Raw genomic sequence first — 16,228 nt, forward strand, 5'->3', positions numbered from 1 at the left:
TATAACCCTATCCTGCAAAAGCAAACCCCCGACCCGCTTACGCGGATCGGGGGTTTGGGATAGGTGCTTGACGATGACCTACTCTCACATGGGGAAACCCCACACTACCATCGGCGATGCATCGTTTCACTTCTGAGTTCGGGATGGGATCAGGTGGTTCCAACGCTCTATGGTCGTCAAGCAATTTTGTTGCTGTCTCGGGGTTAGCCGCTACAGCGAATCGGGTATGTGATATCGGTTGGTAATGCGTGTTCTGGCAAACTTTCGGTTTGTTGTCGACTTCAACCATCGAGCACGCAAACTACAAATTGTTTGGGTGTTATATGGTCAAGCCTCACGGGCAATTAGTATTGGTTAGCTCAACGCCTCACAGCGCTTACACACCCAACCTATCAACGTCGTAGTCTTCGACGGCCCTTCAGGGAGCTCAAGGCTCCAGTGAGATCTCATCTTGAGGCAAGTTTCCCGCTTAGATGCTTTCAGCGGTTATCTTTTCCGAACATAGCTACCCGGCAATGCCACTGGCGTGACAACCGGAACACCAGAGGTTCGTCCACTCCGGTCCTCTCGTACTAGGAGCAGCCCCTCTCAAATCTCAAACGTCCACGGCAGATAGGGACCGAACTGTCTCACGACGTTCTAAACCCAGCTCGCGTACCACTTTAAATGGCGAACAGCCATACCCTTGGGACCGGCTTCAGCCCCAGGATGTGATGAGCCGACATCGAGGTGCCAAACACCGCCGTCGATATGAACTCTTGGGCGGTATCAGCCTGTTATCCCCGGAGTACCTTTTATCCGTTGAGCGATGGCCCTTCCATACAGAACCACCGGATCACTAAGACCTACTTTCGTACCTGCTCGACGTGTCTGTCTCGCAGTCAAGCGCGCTTTTGCCTTTATACTCTACGACCGATTTCCGACCGGTCTGAGCGCACCTTCGTACTCCTCCGTTACTCTTTAGGAGGAGACCGCCCCAGTCAAACTGCCCACCATACACTGTCCTCGATCCGGATAACGGACCAGAGTTAGAACCTCAAAGTTGCCAGGGTGGTATTTCAAGGTTGGCTCCACGCGAACTGGCGTCCACGCTTCAAAGCCTCCCACCTATCCTACACAAACAAGTTCAAAGTCCAGTGCAAAGCTACAGTAAAGGTTCACGGGGTCTTTCCGTCTAGCCGCGGATACACTGCATCTTCACAGCGATTTCAATTTCACTGAGTCTCGGGTGGAGACAGCGCCGCCATCGTTACGCCATTCGTGCAGGTCGGAACTTACCCGACAAGGAATTTCGCTACCTTAGGACCGTTATAGTTACGGCCGCCGTTTACCGGGGCTTCGATCAAGAGCTTCGCTTGCGCTAACCCCATCAATTAACCTTCCGGCACCGGGCAGGCGTCACACCCTATACGTCCACTTTCGTGTTTGCAGAGTGCTGTGTTTTTAATAAACAGTCGCAGCGGCCTGGTATCTTCGACCGGCATGGGCTTACGTAGTAAATACTTCACCCTCACCGGCGCACCTTCTCCCGAAGTTACGGTGCCATTTTGCCTAGTTCCTTCACCCGAGTTCTCTCAAGCGCCTTGGTATTCTCTACCCAACCACCTGTGTCGGTTTGGGGTACGGTTCCTAGTTACCTGAAGCTTAGAAGCTTTTCTTGGAAGCATGGCATCAACCACTTCGTCATCTAAAAGACAACTCGTCATCAGTTCTCGATCTTGAACGCCCGGATTTGCCTAAGCATTCGATCTACCACCTTAAACACGGACAACCAACGCCGTGCTGGCCTAGCCTTCTCCGTCCCTCCATCGCAGTAACTAGAAGTACAGGAATATTAACCTGTTTCCCATCGACTACGCTTTTCAGCCTCGCCTTAGGGACCGACTAACCCTGCGTCGATTAACGTTGCGCAGGAACCCTTGGTCTTTCGGCGTGGGTGTTTTTCACACCCATTGTCGTTACTCATGTCAGCATTCGCACTTCTGATACCTCCAGCCAGCTTCTCAACTGACCTTCACAGGCTTACAGAACGCTCCTCTACCGCATCACTTACGTGATACCCGTAGCTTCGGTGTATGGTTTGAGCCCCGTTACATCTTCCGCGCAGGCCGACTCGACTAGTGAGCTATTACGCTTTCTTTAAAGGGTGGCTGCTTCTAAGCCAACCTCCTAGCTGTCTAAGCCTTCCCACATCGTTTCCCACTTAACCATAACTTTGGGACCTTAGCTGACGGTCTGGGTTGTTTCCCTTTTCACGACGGACGTTAGCACCCGCCGTGTGTCTCCCATGCTCGGCACTTGCTGGTATTCGGAGTTTGCATCGGTTTGGTAAGTCGGGATGACCCCCTAGCCGAAACAGTGCTCTACCCCCAGCAGTGATACATGAGGCGCTACCTAAATAGCTTTCGAGGAGAACCAGCTATCTCCGAGCTTGATTAGCCTTTCACTCCGATCCACAGGTCATCCGCTAACTTTTCAACGGTAGTCGGTTCGGTCCTCCAGTTAGTGTTACCCAACCTTCAACCTGCCCATGGATAGATCGCCCGGTTTCGGGTCTATACCCAGCGACTAAAGCGCCCTATTAAGACTCGCTTTCGCTACGCCTCCCCTATTCGGTTAAGCTCGCCACTGAATATAAGTCGCTGACCCATTATACAAAAGGTACGCAGTCACCCAACAAAGTAGGCTCCCACTGCTTGTACGCATACGGTTTCAGGATCTATTTCACTCCCCTCTCCGGGGTTCTTTTCGCCTTTCCCTCACGGTACTAGTTCACTATCGGTCAGTCAGTAGTATTTAGCCTTGGAGGATGGTCCCCCCATATTCAGACAAAGTTTCTCGTGCTCCGTCCTACTCGATTTCACTTCTAAGACCTTTTCGCGTACAGGGCTATCACCCACTATGGCCGCACTTTCCAGAGCGTTCCGCTAAAATCAAAGAAGCTTAAGGGCTAGTCCCCGTTCGCTCGCCACTACTAAGGGAATCTCGGTTGATTTCTTTTCCTCAGGGTACTTAGATGTTTCAGTTCCCCTGGTTCGCCTCTTGCACCTATGTATTCAGTACAAGATAACCATCTTATGATGGCTGGGTTCCCCCATTCAGACACCTCCGGATCAAAGTCTGTTTGCCGACTCCCCGAAGCTTTTCGCAGGCTACCACGTCTTTCATCGCCTCTGACTGCCAAGGCATCCACCGTATGCGCTTCTTCACTTGACCATATAACCCCAAGCAATCTGGTTACTGTCTCGAACGTGAAGACGACATTCGCCGAAAATTTGCACTTGAGAACACGCAAATTTTACCTTGACTCAAACAATCACCAGTGAAAGAGATTGTTTGGTCACTTCTATCACATACCCAAATTTTTAAAGAACAGTTCTGGCGCAAAGACCAGAACTCAACATCTCAGCCTATCCAGGCAGATGCTCAGTTCTGAGCTTTCAGCGATTTCGAGTTAATGGTGGAGCCAAACGGGATCGAACCGTTGACCTCCTGCGTGCAAGGCAGGCGCTCTCCCAGCTGAGCTATGGCCCCATCTAATGATCTGGCCACGACCCTTGACAATTGGTGGGTCTGGGCAGATTCGAACTGCCGACCTCACCCTTATCAGGGGTGCGCTCTAACCAACTGAGCTACAGACCCAATCGTCTCTCTCGGGTCTATTAACCCAATCGCTTTTCGCAAGTGAATCAAGCAATTCGTGTGGGTGCTTATGAAGAAGCTGAAGTCTTCGATTAAGGAGGTGATCCAGCCGCAGGTTCCCCTACGGCTACCTTGTTACGACTTCACCCCAGTCATGAATCACTCCGTGGTAACCGTCCCCCTTGCGGTTAGACTAGCTACTTCTGGAGCAACCCACTCCCATGGTGTGACGGGCGGTGTGTACAAGGCCCGGGAACGTATTCACCGTGACATTCTGATTCACGATTACTAGCGATTCCGACTTCACGCAGTCGAGTTGCAGACTGCGATCCGGACTACGATCGGTTTTGTGGGATTAGCTCCACCTCGCGGCTTGGCAACCCTCTGTACCGACCATTGTAGCACGTGTGTAGCCCTGGCCGTAAGGGCCATGATGACTTGACGTCATCCCCACCTTCCTCCGGTTTGTCACCGGCAGTCTCCTTAGAGTGCCCACCATAACGTGCTGGTAACTAAGGACAAGGGTTGCGCTCGTTACGGGACTTAACCCAACATCTCACGACACGAGCTGACGACAGCCATGCAGCACCTGTGTTCGAGTTCCCGAAGGCACCAATCTATCTCTAGAAAGTTCTCGACATGTCAAGGCCAGGTAAGGTTCTTCGCGTTGCTTCGAATTAAACCACATGCTCCACCGCTTGTGCGGGCCCCCGTCAATTCATTTGAGTTTTAACCTTGCGGCCGTACTCCCCAGGCGGTCAACTTAATGCGTTAGCTGCGCCACTAAGTCCTCAAGGAACCCAACGGCTAGTTGACATCGTTTACGGCGTGGACTACCAGGGTATCTAATCCTGTTTGCTCCCCACGCTTTCGCACCTCAGTGTCAGTATCAGTCCAGGTGGTCGCCTTCGCCACTGGTGTTCCTTCCTATATCTACGCATTTCACCGCTACACAGGAAATTCCACCACCCTCTACCGTACTCTAGCTTTGCAGTTTTGGATGCAGTTCCCAGGTTGAGCCCGGGGATTTCACATCCAACTTACAAAACCACCTACGCGCGCTTTACGCCCAGTAATTCCGATTAACGCTTGCACCCTCTGTATTACCGCGGCTGCTGGCACAGAGTTAGCCGGTGCTTATTCTGTCGGTAACGTCAAATCAGCAACGTATTAAGCTACTGACCTTCCTCCCAACTTAAAGTGCTTTACAATCCGAAGACCTTCTTCACACACGCGGCATGGCTGGATCAGGCTTGCGCCCATTGTCCAATATTCCCCACTGCTGCCTCCCGTAGGAGTCTGGACCGTGTCTCAGTTCCAGTGTGACTGATCATCCTCTCAGACCAGTTACGGATCGTCGCCTTGGTGAGCCATTACCTCACCAACTAGCTAATCCGACCTAGGCTCATCTGATAGCGTGAGGTCCGAAGATCCCCCACTTTCTCCCGTAGGACGTATGCGGTATTAGCGTCCGTTTCCGAACGTTATCCCCCACTACCAGGCAGATTCCTAGGCATTACTCACCCGTCCGCCGCTCTCAAGAAAAGCAAGCTTTTCTCTACCGCTCGACTTGCATGTGTTAGGCCTGCCGCCAGCGTTCAATCTGAGCCATGATCAAACTCTTCAGTTCAATACTGATCGGGTTTTGAGAAAACCCTAAACTTGGCTCAGCAATCGCAAAAAACTCTCAAATTAACGAGTGTTACTTGTGATGCTGATAATCTTGCGATCCTCAGTCTTACTACACAAGCACCCACACGAATTGCTTGATTCAGTTGTTAAAGAGCGTTTGGCTGATTCGTTCGTCTCAACCAAGGCCGCGCATTCTACAGCAGCCTCTACTTCCGTCAAGCCTATTTCAAAGAATTTTTCGTTTCTTCTCAACCGCTTGCGCTACTAACACCAACACTGCATGCCGGTAGCGGGAGGCGAATTCTACAGCACTCAAAATCGCTGTCAACCACCCCCGTAAATCTCTTTGGCCATCTCCAGCCAAAGCACCGGCAAGCTCAAACCTCAACCTTGCCTGTCCGGCGAATTCTACTCAAATTCACCGCCCGCGCAACCCTTACCATCATCTAACCCTTTGTTTATAAAAGCGTTTATGATGATGCGGCACCGGAAGAGGTGCGAATTATAGGCCGCAAACTTTCATCGTCAACGCTTTTCTGAAACTTTTACTCGGCCCTCAGCGATATCCGCGCAAATGCCTTCTTGCCTGCCTGGCAGACGTGTACTGCACCGAGCTTGAATAAAAAGGTGCGCTCCACCACCACACCATCCACCTTGACACCACCCGAGCCCAGCAAATCGCGCGCAATCGCCGCATTCCTCACCAAACCTGCTTTGTTAAGCACCGAAGAGATAGGCATGTCCTCGGCAGACACCAGCTCAATTTCCGGCAAGTCATCTGGTAGCTGACCATCCTTCATGCGATTGCCCGCAGAACGGTGCGCCGTGACCGCAGCCTCTTCGCCATGGAAGCGCGCGACGATCTCCTCAGCCAGCTTGATCTTGATGTCACGGGGATTGGAGCCCGCCGCGACATCCGCCTTGAACCGCGCAATCTCCTCCACGGAGCAAAAACTGAGCAATTCGAAGTAACGCCACATCAATGCATCAGGCATCGAGACAAGCTTGTTGTACATGACACCCGGCGCTTCCTGGATACCTATATAGTTACCCAGCGACTTGGACATCTTCTTTACACCATCAAGACCTTCGAGCAACGGCATGGTCACAACACACTGAGACTCCTGGCCATAGGCACGCTGCAGCTCTCGCCCCATCAGCAAATTGAACTTCTGATCGGTACCACCCAACTCGACATCCGCCTTGAGCGCGACCGAGTCATAGCCCTGCACCAGCGGGTAGAGAAACTCATGGATCGCAATTGGCTGATTTCCTGCGTAACGCTTGCTGAAGTCATCGCGCTCAAGCATGCGCGCCACAGTGTACTGAGAAGCTAGCCGAATGAACTCGGCAGGACTTAGCTGATCCATCCAGGTCGAGTTGAATGCGACCTCCGTCTTGGCCGGATCGAGAATCTTGAACACCTGAGACTTGTATGTCTCCGCGTTCTCCAGAACCTGCTCGCGGGTCAGCGGTGGTCGCGTCGCACTCTTGCCACTTGGGTCACCAATCATTCCAGTGAAGTCACCAATCAGAAATACCACCTGATGACCCAACTCCTGAAACTGACGAAGTTTATTGATGAGCACGGTATGACCGAGATGCAGGTCCGGCGCGGTAGGGTCGAAGCCTGCCTTGATTCGCAGCGGCATGCCGCGCTTGAGCTTTTCTACCAGCTCCGCCTCAACCAGCACCTCATCAGCGCCGCGCTTGATCAGCGCCAGCTGCTCACTTACCGACATCATCACAGTTTTCAACCAAGCAAAATAAAAGGGAACCAACCATACAAGATCGGGGACTAATTTCAAAATTCGCGGAGCGGCCAGACAACCGATACAGCCTTGACGTCACTTTTGTGGTTGCCCGAAAGGGCTTTTGGTTATATTTTAAGCAGTTGGCCAACCCTTCACCCAATCGGTAGTTCATGACGCAATCAATAAAAAAAGCACCGATATACCCCAAGGCCCACCTCCTGGCCGCGAGCGGAATTGCTGCAATGCTGAGCCTTTCGCTGCTGGTCTTTCCATCAGGTGAAGTCGAAGCCAAGAAGACTTTCATGAACCTCGACCACGGCCGGGGCGAGTCCGCTACCGCAGATAAAACTCCGGGACTCCTGTCCTTTGGCGAGCCAGATGTAGACAGCTCATCTCCATTTCCGAGCGGAATATCACCGAACACACCTGCGTCCTCCATTGAGGCTGATACGCGCAGTGATAACCCCCTCAACCAGGCGCAAACGATAGCGCTTGAAGCCCGGAGCATTTCCGTCACAGCCGACAAGGGTGACACGCTCTCAACCATTTTCCAGCGCGCCGGCCTGACTCCGGAGACGCTTCACTCCGCGCTATCCAGCAGCAAGGAGGCGCGGCAATTAGCCCAGATCAAGGTCGGGCAAGTTTTTGAATTCGAGCTTTCCAGCAACGGCGACCTCGTGGAAGCTCGCTCCAAGCTCAACGAACTCGAGACCGTCAGCCTCAAGCGTACGCCCAAGGGGTTTACCTTCAAACGCGACACCATCAAGCCACTGGTCCGTAGCGTCTACTCGCACGGCGTCATCAACAGCTCGCTATTTGTTTCCGCAAAACGCGCCGGCCTTTCAAACAGCCTGCTGATGGACATGGCCAATGTATTCGGCTACGACATCGACTTTGCTCAGGACCTCGCCAAAGGCGACCAGTTTGAAGTTATCTACGAAGAGAAGGTCGTAAATGGCCGGATTGTCGGAACCGGAAACATTCTGGCCGCCCGCTTCACCAATCGCGGTAAAACCTATACGGCTGTTCGCTACACCAACAAGCAAGGCGTTTCGGGCTACTACAACGCCCAAGGCATGAGCATGCGCAAAGCCTTTCTGCGCACACCGGTAGACTTTGCTCGAATCAGCTCGCGCTTTTCCAATGGCCGCAAGCATCCGATTCTGAACAAGATCCGCGCCCACCAAGGTGTTGATTATGCTGCAGCCCGCGGTACGCCAATCAAAGCCGCAGGTGATGGCAAAGTAATCCTGGCCGGCCGCAAGGGGGGCTACGGGAATACCGTGATCCTGCAACACGGCAGCAACTACAAAACCCTTTATGCACACATGCAGGGCTTCGCCAAAGGCATACGCAGCGGCTCCGCAGTCAAGCAAGGCCAGATTATTGGTTACATCGGCACCACCGGGCTGTCTACCGGCCCGCACCTGCACTACGAGTTCCAGGTCAACGGCCGTCATGTCGACCCGCTGGCGCAGAAGAAGTTGATGGCCGATCCGATTGCCAGCAGCGAAAAGGCCAAGTTTCTCCAGCTGAGCCAACCGCTTATGGCGCAAATGGATCAGGAAAAGGCCAGCACGCTGGCGCTGAACAAGCCTTAAACATGTACCGCTACCTGGGCGTGATGTCTGGCACCAGTCTCGATGGCGTTGATATCGCACTGATCGAGCAGACAGGGCAATCAAAATTGGTTGCCTCTCTCTACATACCCATGCCGGAAAAGCTCCGTGAAGAGATTCTCGCTCTGTGCAGCCCAGGAGCAGATGAACTAGCACGCAGTGCGCTGGCCGAAAATCGCTGGGCAAGGCTGGTTGCTGCCGGGATAAACCAGCTGCTGGCCCAAGAGAAACTTGCACCAGACGCAATTCGTGCTATTGGCAGCCACGGCCAAACGGTGCGGCATGACCCCGCGCGCGGCTTCAGCATCCAGATCGGCAATCCCGCTCTGCTTGCCGAACTAACCGGGATCCGCGTGGTAAGCGACTTCAGGCGCCGTGACATTGCCGCCGGCGGGCAAGGTGCGCCACTTGTACCGGCATTCCATGCAGCCCTGTTTGAACGCCAAGGGCACAGCCCGGCGGTGCTCAACATCGGCGGCTTCAGCAATCTCAGTCTGATCGAGCCAAGCCAGGCGGTTCGCGGGTTCGATTGCGGCCCTGGTAACGTACTGATGGACGCGTGGATTCAGCGCTGCCGCGGCATGGCCTATGACCGCAACGGTGACTGGGCTGCCAGCGGGACAGTGCATCAGGACCTGCTGCAGTCGCTACTGGCGGCTCCCTTCTTCAAGGCAACCGGCCCGAAAAGTACCGGACGCGAGCTTTTCAACCTGCCATGGCTTGAGCAGCATCTGGCACAAGTCACCGTTGCGAAAGAAGAGGATATTCAGGCCACGCTACTGGAATTAAGCGCCCTGACCATCACTCACGCACTGCTGGTCGCACGCCCCGAGACAGACGAACTACTGGTGTGTGGCGGAGGCGCGCACAATCGCGCCCTGATGAAGCGGCTTGGACAATTGCTGCCAGGCTGCACGGTCGAGACAACTGCGAGTCGCGGGCTGCCGCCGGACTGGATCGAAGCGATGGCTTTTGCCTGGCTGGCGCACTGCTGCCTTGAGAACATTCCCAGCAACAGTCCCAGCGTCACCGGAGCGCGTGGCCCCAGGATACTCGGTGCCATTTACCCCGCCTGAGACGGCGTTCGCCAAGCAGTCAGATGGAGAAGGACGATCCGCAACCGCAGGTGCTTGAGGCATTTGGATTGTTGATCACGAACCGCGACCCCTCGAGACCTTCCTGGTAGTCCACTTCAGCACCCGCCAGGTACTGGAAGCTCATGGAGTCGACAACCAGATTCACGCCGTCCCGCTCTACCACGGTGTCATCGTCAGCCAGCTCATCATCAAACGTGAAGCCGTACTGGAAACCCGAACAGCCGCCACCGGTGACGAAAACCCGCAGGCGCAACCGCGGATTACCCTCCTCCTCTACCAGCGACTTCACCTTGTTAGCCGCCGCAGCCGAAAACACCAGCGGCGTAGGGATGAAGGTTTCAACGGTCATGCTCAGCCTCTCCACGGATAACGCTTACAGATCAACGCGAGCATTATCCTCTTTTCCGACAAAACTGGTCAACTATTAATCGGGCCGTCACGGCAACAGCCCGGCATGTGCCAGCCCCAGTCGCTCATCCAGCCCAAACATGATGTTCATGTTCTGCACCGCCTGCCCCGAAGCCCCTTTGACCAGATTGTCGATAACCGACAGCACCACCACCAGATCGCCATCCTGCGGTCGGTGTACGGCAATCCGGCAAACATTGGCGCCGCGCACGCTACGCGTTTCTGGATGACTGCCTGCAGGCATTACATCCACGAAGGGCTCGTCGGCGTAGCGCTGTTCAAACAGTGCCTGCAGATCTACTGCGCGGTCTTTGACCATCGCATACAGGGTGGCATGAATGCCGCGAATCATCGGCGCCAGATGCGGCACAAAAGTCAGCCCGACCGCCTGACCGGCAGCGCGCTGCAAACCCTGGCTGATCTCTGGCAGATGCCGGTGCCCCTTGACCGCATAAGCCATCAGACTTTCGCTGGTCTCGCATAACAACGAACCAACCTTGGCGCCACGACCAGCGCCACTGACGCCTGAAGCGCAATTGGCAATCAACTGCCGGGGATCGGCCAGGCCAGCCTCCAGCAGGGGGATCAGCCCAAGTTGGGTGGCGGTCGGATAACAGCCTGGCACGGCGATCAGGCGCGCTCCGCGGATGGCTTCGCGATTGACCTCCGGCAAGCCATATACGGCTTCGCCCAGCAACTCTGGCGCACCATGCGGCTGGCCATACCATTTGGCCCACTCGACTGGATCTGTCAGACGGAAATCGGCCGACAGGTCGATCACACGAGTCCCTGCCTGCAGCAATTCGCCGGCTAACGCATGAGCGACCCCATGCGGCGTAGCAAAGAAAACCACATCGCACGCACCTAGCCTGGCTACATCCGGGACACTGAAGCTGAGCTGATCATAGTGCCCACGCAGGTTGGGGTACATGTCGGCCACCCGGACACCCGCCTCCGAGCGCGAAGTAATCACCAGCACTTCCGCCTGCGCGTGCTGCGCAAGCAGCCTGAGCAGCTCCACCCCGGTGTAACCGGTGCCACCGACAATACCGACCTTGATCATGAGCCCAACCTCAAGCGAATGCGGAAAAGGCGCCGATGATAAAGCCAGCCAGCGCTGTGGCCAACCAGACAATTGTCATGTCAGGGCAAGCACGCCCGATCCAGCCAGGCCAGAGTCACGCACTGATACAAAACGCTCGACTACCCCTGCTGCGGCGATCAAGCCAAGCCCTGGATGCCAGCGCCGGAATCAGCTAGCCGCGGCGAGATCCTCGTCGAAGTCGCGCCTGTACTGCTGCACCAGATGCATATTGTCATGCTGCCAGGGGTGAAAGCCGCTGCGGTAGAAGTCCATGTACACGCCGATCAACGGACGGAAAACCCCGCGACTGCCCCACAGCCAGCTGATCCCGTCGCGCCACAAACGCCAGTTCCACAACTGGCCATCGCGCTTGAGCATGTGCAGCAGGCCCCGAGTGGTATCCAGGGTAAAGAAGAAGGTGCTGCGCAACATTGCATTGCGCAGCAGTTTGCGATTGCCACAGACCTGCATATACATGTCGAAGGCCACCGCCTTGTGCTCGGTCTCCTCCAGCGCGTGCCAGCGCCACAGGCGCGCCATTTGCGGATCGGCACCCTCAAGCACCCGCGGATTGGTCAGAAGCACATCGGCAATGATGGCCGTAAAGTGCTCGACGGCGCAGGTCGACGCCAGCATCACCTCGGGAGAGAGGTGCTTTTTGACAAAACCGATGCGTCGTTTGACGCCGCGTTCCAGGTAATCGATGTCATAACCCATTTCGCGCAGGCGTTGGTTGTACGCCATATGCTCATGGCTGTGATGACCTTCCTGGCCAATGAACCCGCGGATCTGCTCGAGCAGGCGCGGATCCTTGATCTGATCGCGGTACAGCCTGACCGAATGAATGAAGAAACGTTCGCCCTCGGGAAACAGCACCGACATGGCATTGAACAGATGACTCTTGAACGGATCGCCACCATGCCAATGACGCGGCATCGGATCGGGCAGTGCCGCCTCCAGTTGACGTGGGCGGATCTCAAGCCCCTCAGGGGTGGTACTGGTCATGGCATGCTCTCTTGAATTAGATACACCAACGTGTGGCCGCGAGGCCCATTTTTCTGACTATGCGCCACGCTTGCGAGAATGGACAAGGTTGTCATCTGACAGATAAAACGTCATTTTCTGCCAGCTGTGGTTCAGGATAATCCTGCTGCCGGCACCCCAGCGAAACAATTCGCCCGCAACAGCCAACACTTCGGGAGCGCACCAATGACCTACCTATGGATCAAAGCACTGCACATCATTGCCATGGTCTGCTGGTTCGCCGGCCTGTTTTACCTGCCGCGACTGTTTGTCTATCACGCCATGAGCACGGACGAACCGAGCAAGCAACGCTTCTGCGTCATGGAACGCAAACTGTACCGCGGCATCATGCTGCCCTCCTTGGTGCTGACAGTACTGTTGGGCCTGTGGCTGCTGCACCTCAATCCTGCCTGGCTGAAGATGGGCTGGATGCACATGAAACTGGTGCTGGTGGTCATACTGATCGGCTATCACTTTGCCTGCGGCGCCCAACTCAAGCGTTTCGCCAGAAATGAAAATACCCTCAGCCATGTGTTTTTCCGCTGGTTCAATGAGGTGCCGGTTATCTTTCTGATCATCATTGTAATGCTGGTGGTGGTAAAGCCCTTCTGATCGTCGCGCCAGCCGCCCGGGCACTGGAGTGGCTGCATCGCGTTTGCATTGCGCGCCAGGCCGGTATTAGTCTGCCCATACCAGCAAGTCGAGCACCTGCACCGATAAGGACATCCGCATGACCGAATCCCGCTTCAAGGTTATCTTCACCGGCGAACCGCTACCGGGCTTTGCCCTGGAAACGGTGAAAGACAATCTGGCCACGCTGTTCAAGAGCGACGCGGACAGAATCAGTAGCCTGTTCACTGGCGGACCAGTTGCACTCAAGCGCGCACTGAGCGAAACCGAAGCCGACAAGTATCTGCACGCCCTCGGCAAGGCTGGCGCGCGGGTGCATAAGGAGCTCGAGGAAGCCACCGCGCTGGTCCTGATGGACAGCCCAGAGCCGACCGGCACTCCGCCGATGAGCGCAGCCCGGGCTGACGCCCAAATGATCTGCCCGAAATGCGGCCATGCACAGGCCCGCGCTGCCGAATGCGCCGCATGCGGCGTCATCATCGAAAAATTCATCGCGCGCCAGGCCCAGCAGGCGGCGGCAACACCGCCAGCCATGCTGGCAGCGGCAGACTCGCACCCGGTCTCACCCTACAACCCACCGCAATCGGCCGTGGGTGAACCGCAGCCCGAGCATGGCGAACTGTATGTATTCAGCGTCCGGGGCAGGATCGGCCGCCTGCGCTATCTGGCATGGTCGGTAACCCTGACCCTGCTGGCCGCTGGCGCATTGCTCCTCGCCGGATTCGGCTACACCATCACCCCCGGACTTGGCGTACTGCTGATAGCCGCCGTGATAATCGCGGCGCTCGTTGTAGGCGTGCAGATCAGCGTACAGCGCCTGCATGATATCGGCTGGTCTGGCTGGCTCTGCCTGCTGGCGCTGGTGCCTTACCTTGGCAGCCTGTTCAACCTGGTCATTCTGCTGATTCCCGGCTCCAAGGGCCCGAATCGATTTGGTCCGCCACCGCCCGAAAACTCTCGCGCAGTGAAAATTCTCGCCGTTCTCTCGATTCTGGTGCCCGTGGTCTTCGGCATCCTCGCCGCACTAGCCATTCCCCAGTACCAAAGCTACATGGAGCGCGCCCAGCAGGCCGAGCAGCAAGGTACGGCACAGCCAACAGCCGGCGAATAAGCCCGGCGAGGACATCCCGCGCCCCGACCTGCAGGGTACACGCGCCCAGGCAGAATCTTGCAACGGGCCCCGCTCCCAGCCCTGCGGGAGGTTAAACTGCAACCACTTACCATCCAGAGGAGTGCCTCCCGTGGACTGCCTGTTCTGCAAGATCGTTGCCGGCACGATACCGGCACGTAAACTTTATGAAGATGATCAGGTGATCGCCTTCCACGATATCGGCCCGCAAGCGCCAGCGCACTTTCTGGTCATTCCGAAGAAGCACATCGCCACGCTCAATGACCTCGGCGAGCATGACAAGGAACTGGCCGGGCATATCCTCTTCACCGCCCAGCGCCTGGCCAAGGAACTGGGCTGTGATGAAGGTTTTCGCGTAGTGATGAACTGCAACGAAATGGGTGGCCAGACGGTCTACCACATCCACATGCATGTGCTCGGCCAGCGCCAGATGCACTGGCCTCCGGGCTGATGCCGGTCAATGAACAAGACAGCCAGTTGCTTAAACTGCTCGCCATAACTTACCGGAGGTGGCCCATGGCAACCGAGCGACATTACTCCCCGGCTGACCGCCTGCTGCTGCAGGCAGACTCGGCGTTGCGCACACTGGTCCCGCAGAGTGCCCATCCCAACCGGCCGTCACCGGCGCAGGGCGAGAGCGAAACGTCGTTGAGCAAGAATGAAACCGCGCATATCGCCGGCCTGATGCGCATTAATCACACCGGCGAAGTCTGTGCCCAGGCGCTCTACCAGGGGCAGGCCCTGACGGCACGCCTGCCACGGATCCGCGCGGCCATGGAGCACGCCGCCGAGGAAGAAATCGACCATCTGGTCTGGTGCGAAAAGCGGATTCGCGAACTGGGCAGCCGACCAAGCATTCTCAATCCGCTGTTCTACGGCCTGTCGTTCGGGGTCGGTGCCGTGGCCGGCCTCATCAGCGACAAGGTGAGCCTCGGCTTTGTTGCCGCCACCGAAGACCAGGTGTGCAAGCATCTCGACGAACATCTGCAGGAAATTCCGGCCACGGACCATAAGTCCAGGGCCATCCTGCAGCAGATGCGCACTGACGAAGAACGGCATGCCAGTAGTGCACTCGAAGCCGGCGGCCTGCGCTTTCCTGCGCCGCTTAAATTCGGCATGAGCCTGCTGTCCAAGGTCATGACCAAGAGTACCTACCGCATCTGAGTACCGCCCGCGTCGCTTAGCGTCGCTTCAGGTAACCCTTGATGAACTCGTATTCGAGGTTGGCGGTCCGTTCGGCATCCCTGCCGACGAAGTCGGCGATCTTGCCGCCAATCAGTGGAATGCCGCACCTGGCCTCGATCTCCACACGATTGACGCAGCCCTTGCCCCTGGCCAGCAACTCCATGCTGACGTGCAGCTGCACGGGGGTCCCGCTGATCTCGACCTGCATGTCGTTGACGTAGGGCCCGCCGGCCTCGCCACGCCAACGCTCGGTTTGCACAACGCGCGTGGTTGGCTGCATGAACTTGCGCAGAAAGGCCGGCACATCGACCTGCACTTCACGCTCCACGCGAATCAGCACCTCTTCACCTGCGCTTATCTCCAGTATCGCGGCACTCAGTGCACCGGTTTCCAGATAGCGTTCAAGAATGAAATCGGGCTCCTGGAACAGCGCAAAAAGGCTGTCCACATCGACACTGTACTTGTGCTCGAAACTGACTTTCACAGATCACCCCTGCGCCACAAGCGCCTTTCAGGCCAACTCGATGATTTCGTAGTCATGGCTGATGGCCACGCCCGCCCGCCCCAGCATGATTGAAGCGGAGCAGTACTTCTCTGCAGACAACTCGACCGCACGCTTGACCTGCGCCTCTTTCAGGCCGCGGCCCTTGACCACAAAATGCAGATGGATCCTGGTGAACACCTTGGGATCTTCGCTGGCGCGTTCCGCCTCGAGAAACGCCTCGCAACTTTCCACTGGCTGCCTGGACTTTTTCAGAATGCTGACCACGTCGTAATTGGAACACCCACCGAGCCCGAGCAAGAGCATTTCCATGGGTCGCACGCCCAGGTTGCGGCCACCGCTTTCCGGCGGACCATCCATCACCACTGCATGCCCACTACCGGACTCGCCGATAAACAGGGCTTCACCTGCCCATTGAATGCGTGCTTTCATCACCCCGACTCCGTACTTGAAACAAAGGCTGCGAAGCTTATCACGGCACCCGGGACAATCCGGGCAACCGCTTGTTGGCAAATGCACTGCC

General features: G+C 56.2%; 12 protein-coding genes, 2 tRNA genes and 3 rRNA genes. 6 read left to right on the forward strand and 11 right to left on the reverse strand.

Features of this window, described 5'->3' with window-relative positions:
• Window positions 1-65 precede the first annotated feature (65 nt).
• From rrf to tyrS, 6 genes are all read right to left on the reverse strand, one after another.
• Window positions 66-181, reverse strand: a 5S ribosomal RNA gene (rrf, locus tag ISX93_RS00005).
• 142 nt (window positions 182-323) lie between these two features.
• Window positions 324-3,216, reverse strand: a 23S ribosomal RNA gene (locus ISX93_RS00010).
• Between the two features lie 242 nt (window positions 3,217-3,458).
• A tRNA-Ala gene (locus ISX93_RS00015) sits at window positions 3,459-3,534 on the reverse strand.
• 31 nt (window positions 3,535-3,565) lie between these two features.
• Window positions 3,566-3,642, reverse strand: a tRNA-Ile gene (locus ISX93_RS00020).
• Between the two features lie 93 nt (window positions 3,643-3,735).
• Window positions 3,736-5,272, reverse strand: a 16S ribosomal RNA gene (locus ISX93_RS00025).
• The 16S, 23S and 5S rRNA genes sit together here with 2 tRNA genes alongside, the layout of an rRNA operon.
• Before the next feature lie 547 nt (window positions 5,273-5,819).
• Window positions 5,820-7,019: a tyrosine--tRNA ligase gene (gene tyrS / locus ISX93_RS00030; protein WP_195776647.1), complete on the reverse strand. Its 1,200-nt coding sequence runs from the start codon at window positions 7,017-7,019 to the stop codon at window positions 5,820-5,822.
• Window positions 7,020-7,198: 179 nt separating this feature from the next.
• Between tyrS and ISX93_RS00035 the strand changes: the two genes are divergently transcribed.
• Together ISX93_RS00035 and ISX93_RS00040 are read left to right on the forward strand one after the other, a co-directional pair.
• Window positions 7,199-8,629, forward strand: coding sequence for a peptidoglycan DD-metalloendopeptidase family protein (locus tag ISX93_RS00035; RefSeq protein WP_195776648.1), 1,431 nt, complete (start codon window positions 7,199-7,201; stop codon window positions 8,627-8,629).
• A 2-nt stretch (window positions 8,630-8,631) separates the two neighbouring features.
• Window positions 8,632-9,723 (forward strand): anhydro-N-acetylmuramic acid kinase, encoded by a 1,092-nt coding sequence (locus ISX93_RS00040; protein WP_195776649.1) that lies wholly within the window; start codon window positions 8,632-8,634, stop codon window positions 9,721-9,723.
• Window positions 9,724-9,742: 19 nt separating this feature from the next.
• Here the strand turns inward: ISX93_RS00040 and erpA are convergent, their stop codons facing one another.
• From erpA to ISX93_RS00055, 3 genes are all read right to left on the reverse strand, one after another.
• Window positions 9,743-10,093 carry an iron-sulfur cluster insertion protein ErpA gene (gene erpA / locus ISX93_RS00045; protein WP_195776650.1) on the reverse strand — a complete coding sequence of 117 codons (351 nt, stop codon included), beginning with the start codon at window positions 10,091-10,093 and terminating at the stop codon, window positions 9,743-9,745.
• Between the two features lie 87 nt (window positions 10,094-10,180).
• Window positions 10,181-11,215 (reverse strand): N-acetyl-gamma-glutamyl-phosphate reductase, encoded by a 1,035-nt coding sequence (gene argC / locus ISX93_RS00050; protein WP_195776651.1) that lies wholly within the window; start codon window positions 11,213-11,215, stop codon window positions 10,181-10,183.
• A 189-nt stretch (window positions 11,216-11,404) separates the two neighbouring features.
• A complete protein-coding gene (locus ISX93_RS00055; RefSeq protein ID WP_195776652.1) occupies window positions 11,405-12,241 on the reverse strand; it encodes a metal-dependent hydrolase in 837 nt (278 codons plus the stop codon).
• A gap of 204 nt (window positions 12,242-12,445) precedes the next feature.
• On the opposite strand from ISX93_RS00055, the gene hemJ reads away from it, so the two are divergent.
• The 4 genes from hemJ (at window position 12,446) to coq7 (ending at window position 15,182) form a co-directional block, all read left to right on the forward strand.
• Window positions 12,446-12,871 carry a protoporphyrinogen oxidase HemJ gene (gene hemJ, locus ISX93_RS00060; protein ID WP_195776653.1) on the forward strand — a complete coding sequence of 142 codons (426 nt, stop codon included), beginning with the start codon at window positions 12,446-12,448 and terminating at the stop codon, window positions 12,869-12,871.
• Between the two features lie 118 nt (window positions 12,872-12,989).
• A complete protein-coding gene (locus ISX93_RS00065) occupies window positions 12,990-14,000 on the forward strand; it encodes a DUF805 domain-containing protein (protein ID WP_195776654.1) in 1,011 nt (336 codons plus the stop codon).
• A gap of 130 nt (window positions 14,001-14,130) precedes the next feature.
• Entirely contained in the window at window positions 14,131-14,469 is a 339-nt protein-coding gene (locus ISX93_RS00070; RefSeq protein ID WP_195776655.1) for a histidine triad nucleotide-binding protein, read from the forward strand.
• Window positions 14,470-14,534: 65 nt separating this feature from the next.
• A complete protein-coding gene (gene coq7 / locus ISX93_RS00075; RefSeq protein ID WP_195776656.1) occupies window positions 14,535-15,182 on the forward strand; it encodes a 2-polyprenyl-3-methyl-6-methoxy-1,4-benzoquinone monooxygenase in 648 nt (215 codons plus the stop codon).
• A gap of 16 nt (window positions 15,183-15,198) precedes the next feature.
• Here the strand turns inward: coq7 and ISX93_RS00080 are convergent, their stop codons facing one another.
• The gene (locus ISX93_RS00080; protein WP_195776657.1) at window positions 15,199-15,687 is read right to left on the reverse strand and encodes a DUF2505 domain-containing protein; all 489 of its coding nucleotides are present in this window, start codon (window positions 15,685-15,687) and stop codon (window positions 15,199-15,201) included.
• A 27-nt stretch (window positions 15,688-15,714) separates the two neighbouring features.
• On the reverse strand, window positions 15,715-16,137 hold the full coding sequence (locus ISX93_RS00085) for an OsmC family protein (RefSeq protein ID WP_195776658.1): 423 nt from the start codon (window positions 16,135-16,137) through the stop codon (window positions 15,715-15,717).
• Window positions 16,138-16,228: the final 91 nt, after the last annotated feature.

The organism is Pseudomonas sp. N040 (genome assembly GCF_015637705.1).
GTDB lineage: Bacteria > Pseudomonadota > Gammaproteobacteria > Pseudomonadales > Pseudomonadaceae > Aquipseudomonas.

What these genes read in the sequence shown, in the direction of transcription:
- erpA (WP_195776650.1), bottom strand. Translation starts at nt 10,093, where the DNA reads ATGACCGTTGAAACCTTCATCCCTACGCCGCTGGTGTTTTCGGCTGCG.
- ISX93_RS00040 (WP_195776649.1), top strand. Translation starts at nt 8,632, where the DNA reads ATGTACCGCTACCTGGGCGTGATGTCTGGCACCAGTCTCGATGGCGTT.
- tyrS (WP_195776647.1), bottom strand. Translation starts at nt 7,019, where the DNA reads ATGATGTCGGTAAGTGAGCAGCTGGCGCTGATCAAGCGCGGCGCTGAT.
- ISX93_RS00065 (WP_195776654.1), top strand. Translation starts at nt 12,990, where the DNA reads ATGACCGAATCCCGCTTCAAGGTTATCTTCACCGGCGAACCGCTACCG.
- ISX93_RS00055 (WP_195776652.1), bottom strand. Translation starts at nt 12,241, where the DNA reads ATGACCAGTACCACCCCTGAGGGGCTTGAGATCCGCCCACGTCAACTG.
- argC (WP_195776651.1), bottom strand. Translation starts at nt 11,215, where the DNA reads ATGATCAAGGTCGGTATTGTCGGTGGCACCGGTTACACCGGGGTGGAG.
- coq7 (WP_195776656.1), top strand. Translation starts at nt 14,535, where the DNA reads ATGGCAACCGAGCGACATTACTCCCCGGCTGACCGCCTGCTGCTGCAG.
- ISX93_RS00035 (WP_195776648.1), top strand. Translation starts at nt 7,199, where the DNA reads ATGACGCAATCAATAAAAAAAGCACCGATATACCCCAAGGCCCACCTC.
- hemJ (WP_195776653.1), top strand. Translation starts at nt 12,446, where the DNA reads ATGACCTACCTATGGATCAAAGCACTGCACATCATTGCCATGGTCTGC.
- ISX93_RS00085 (WP_195776658.1), bottom strand. Translation starts at nt 16,137, where the DNA reads ATGAAAGCACGCATTCAATGGGCAGGTGAAGCCCTGTTTATCGGCGAG.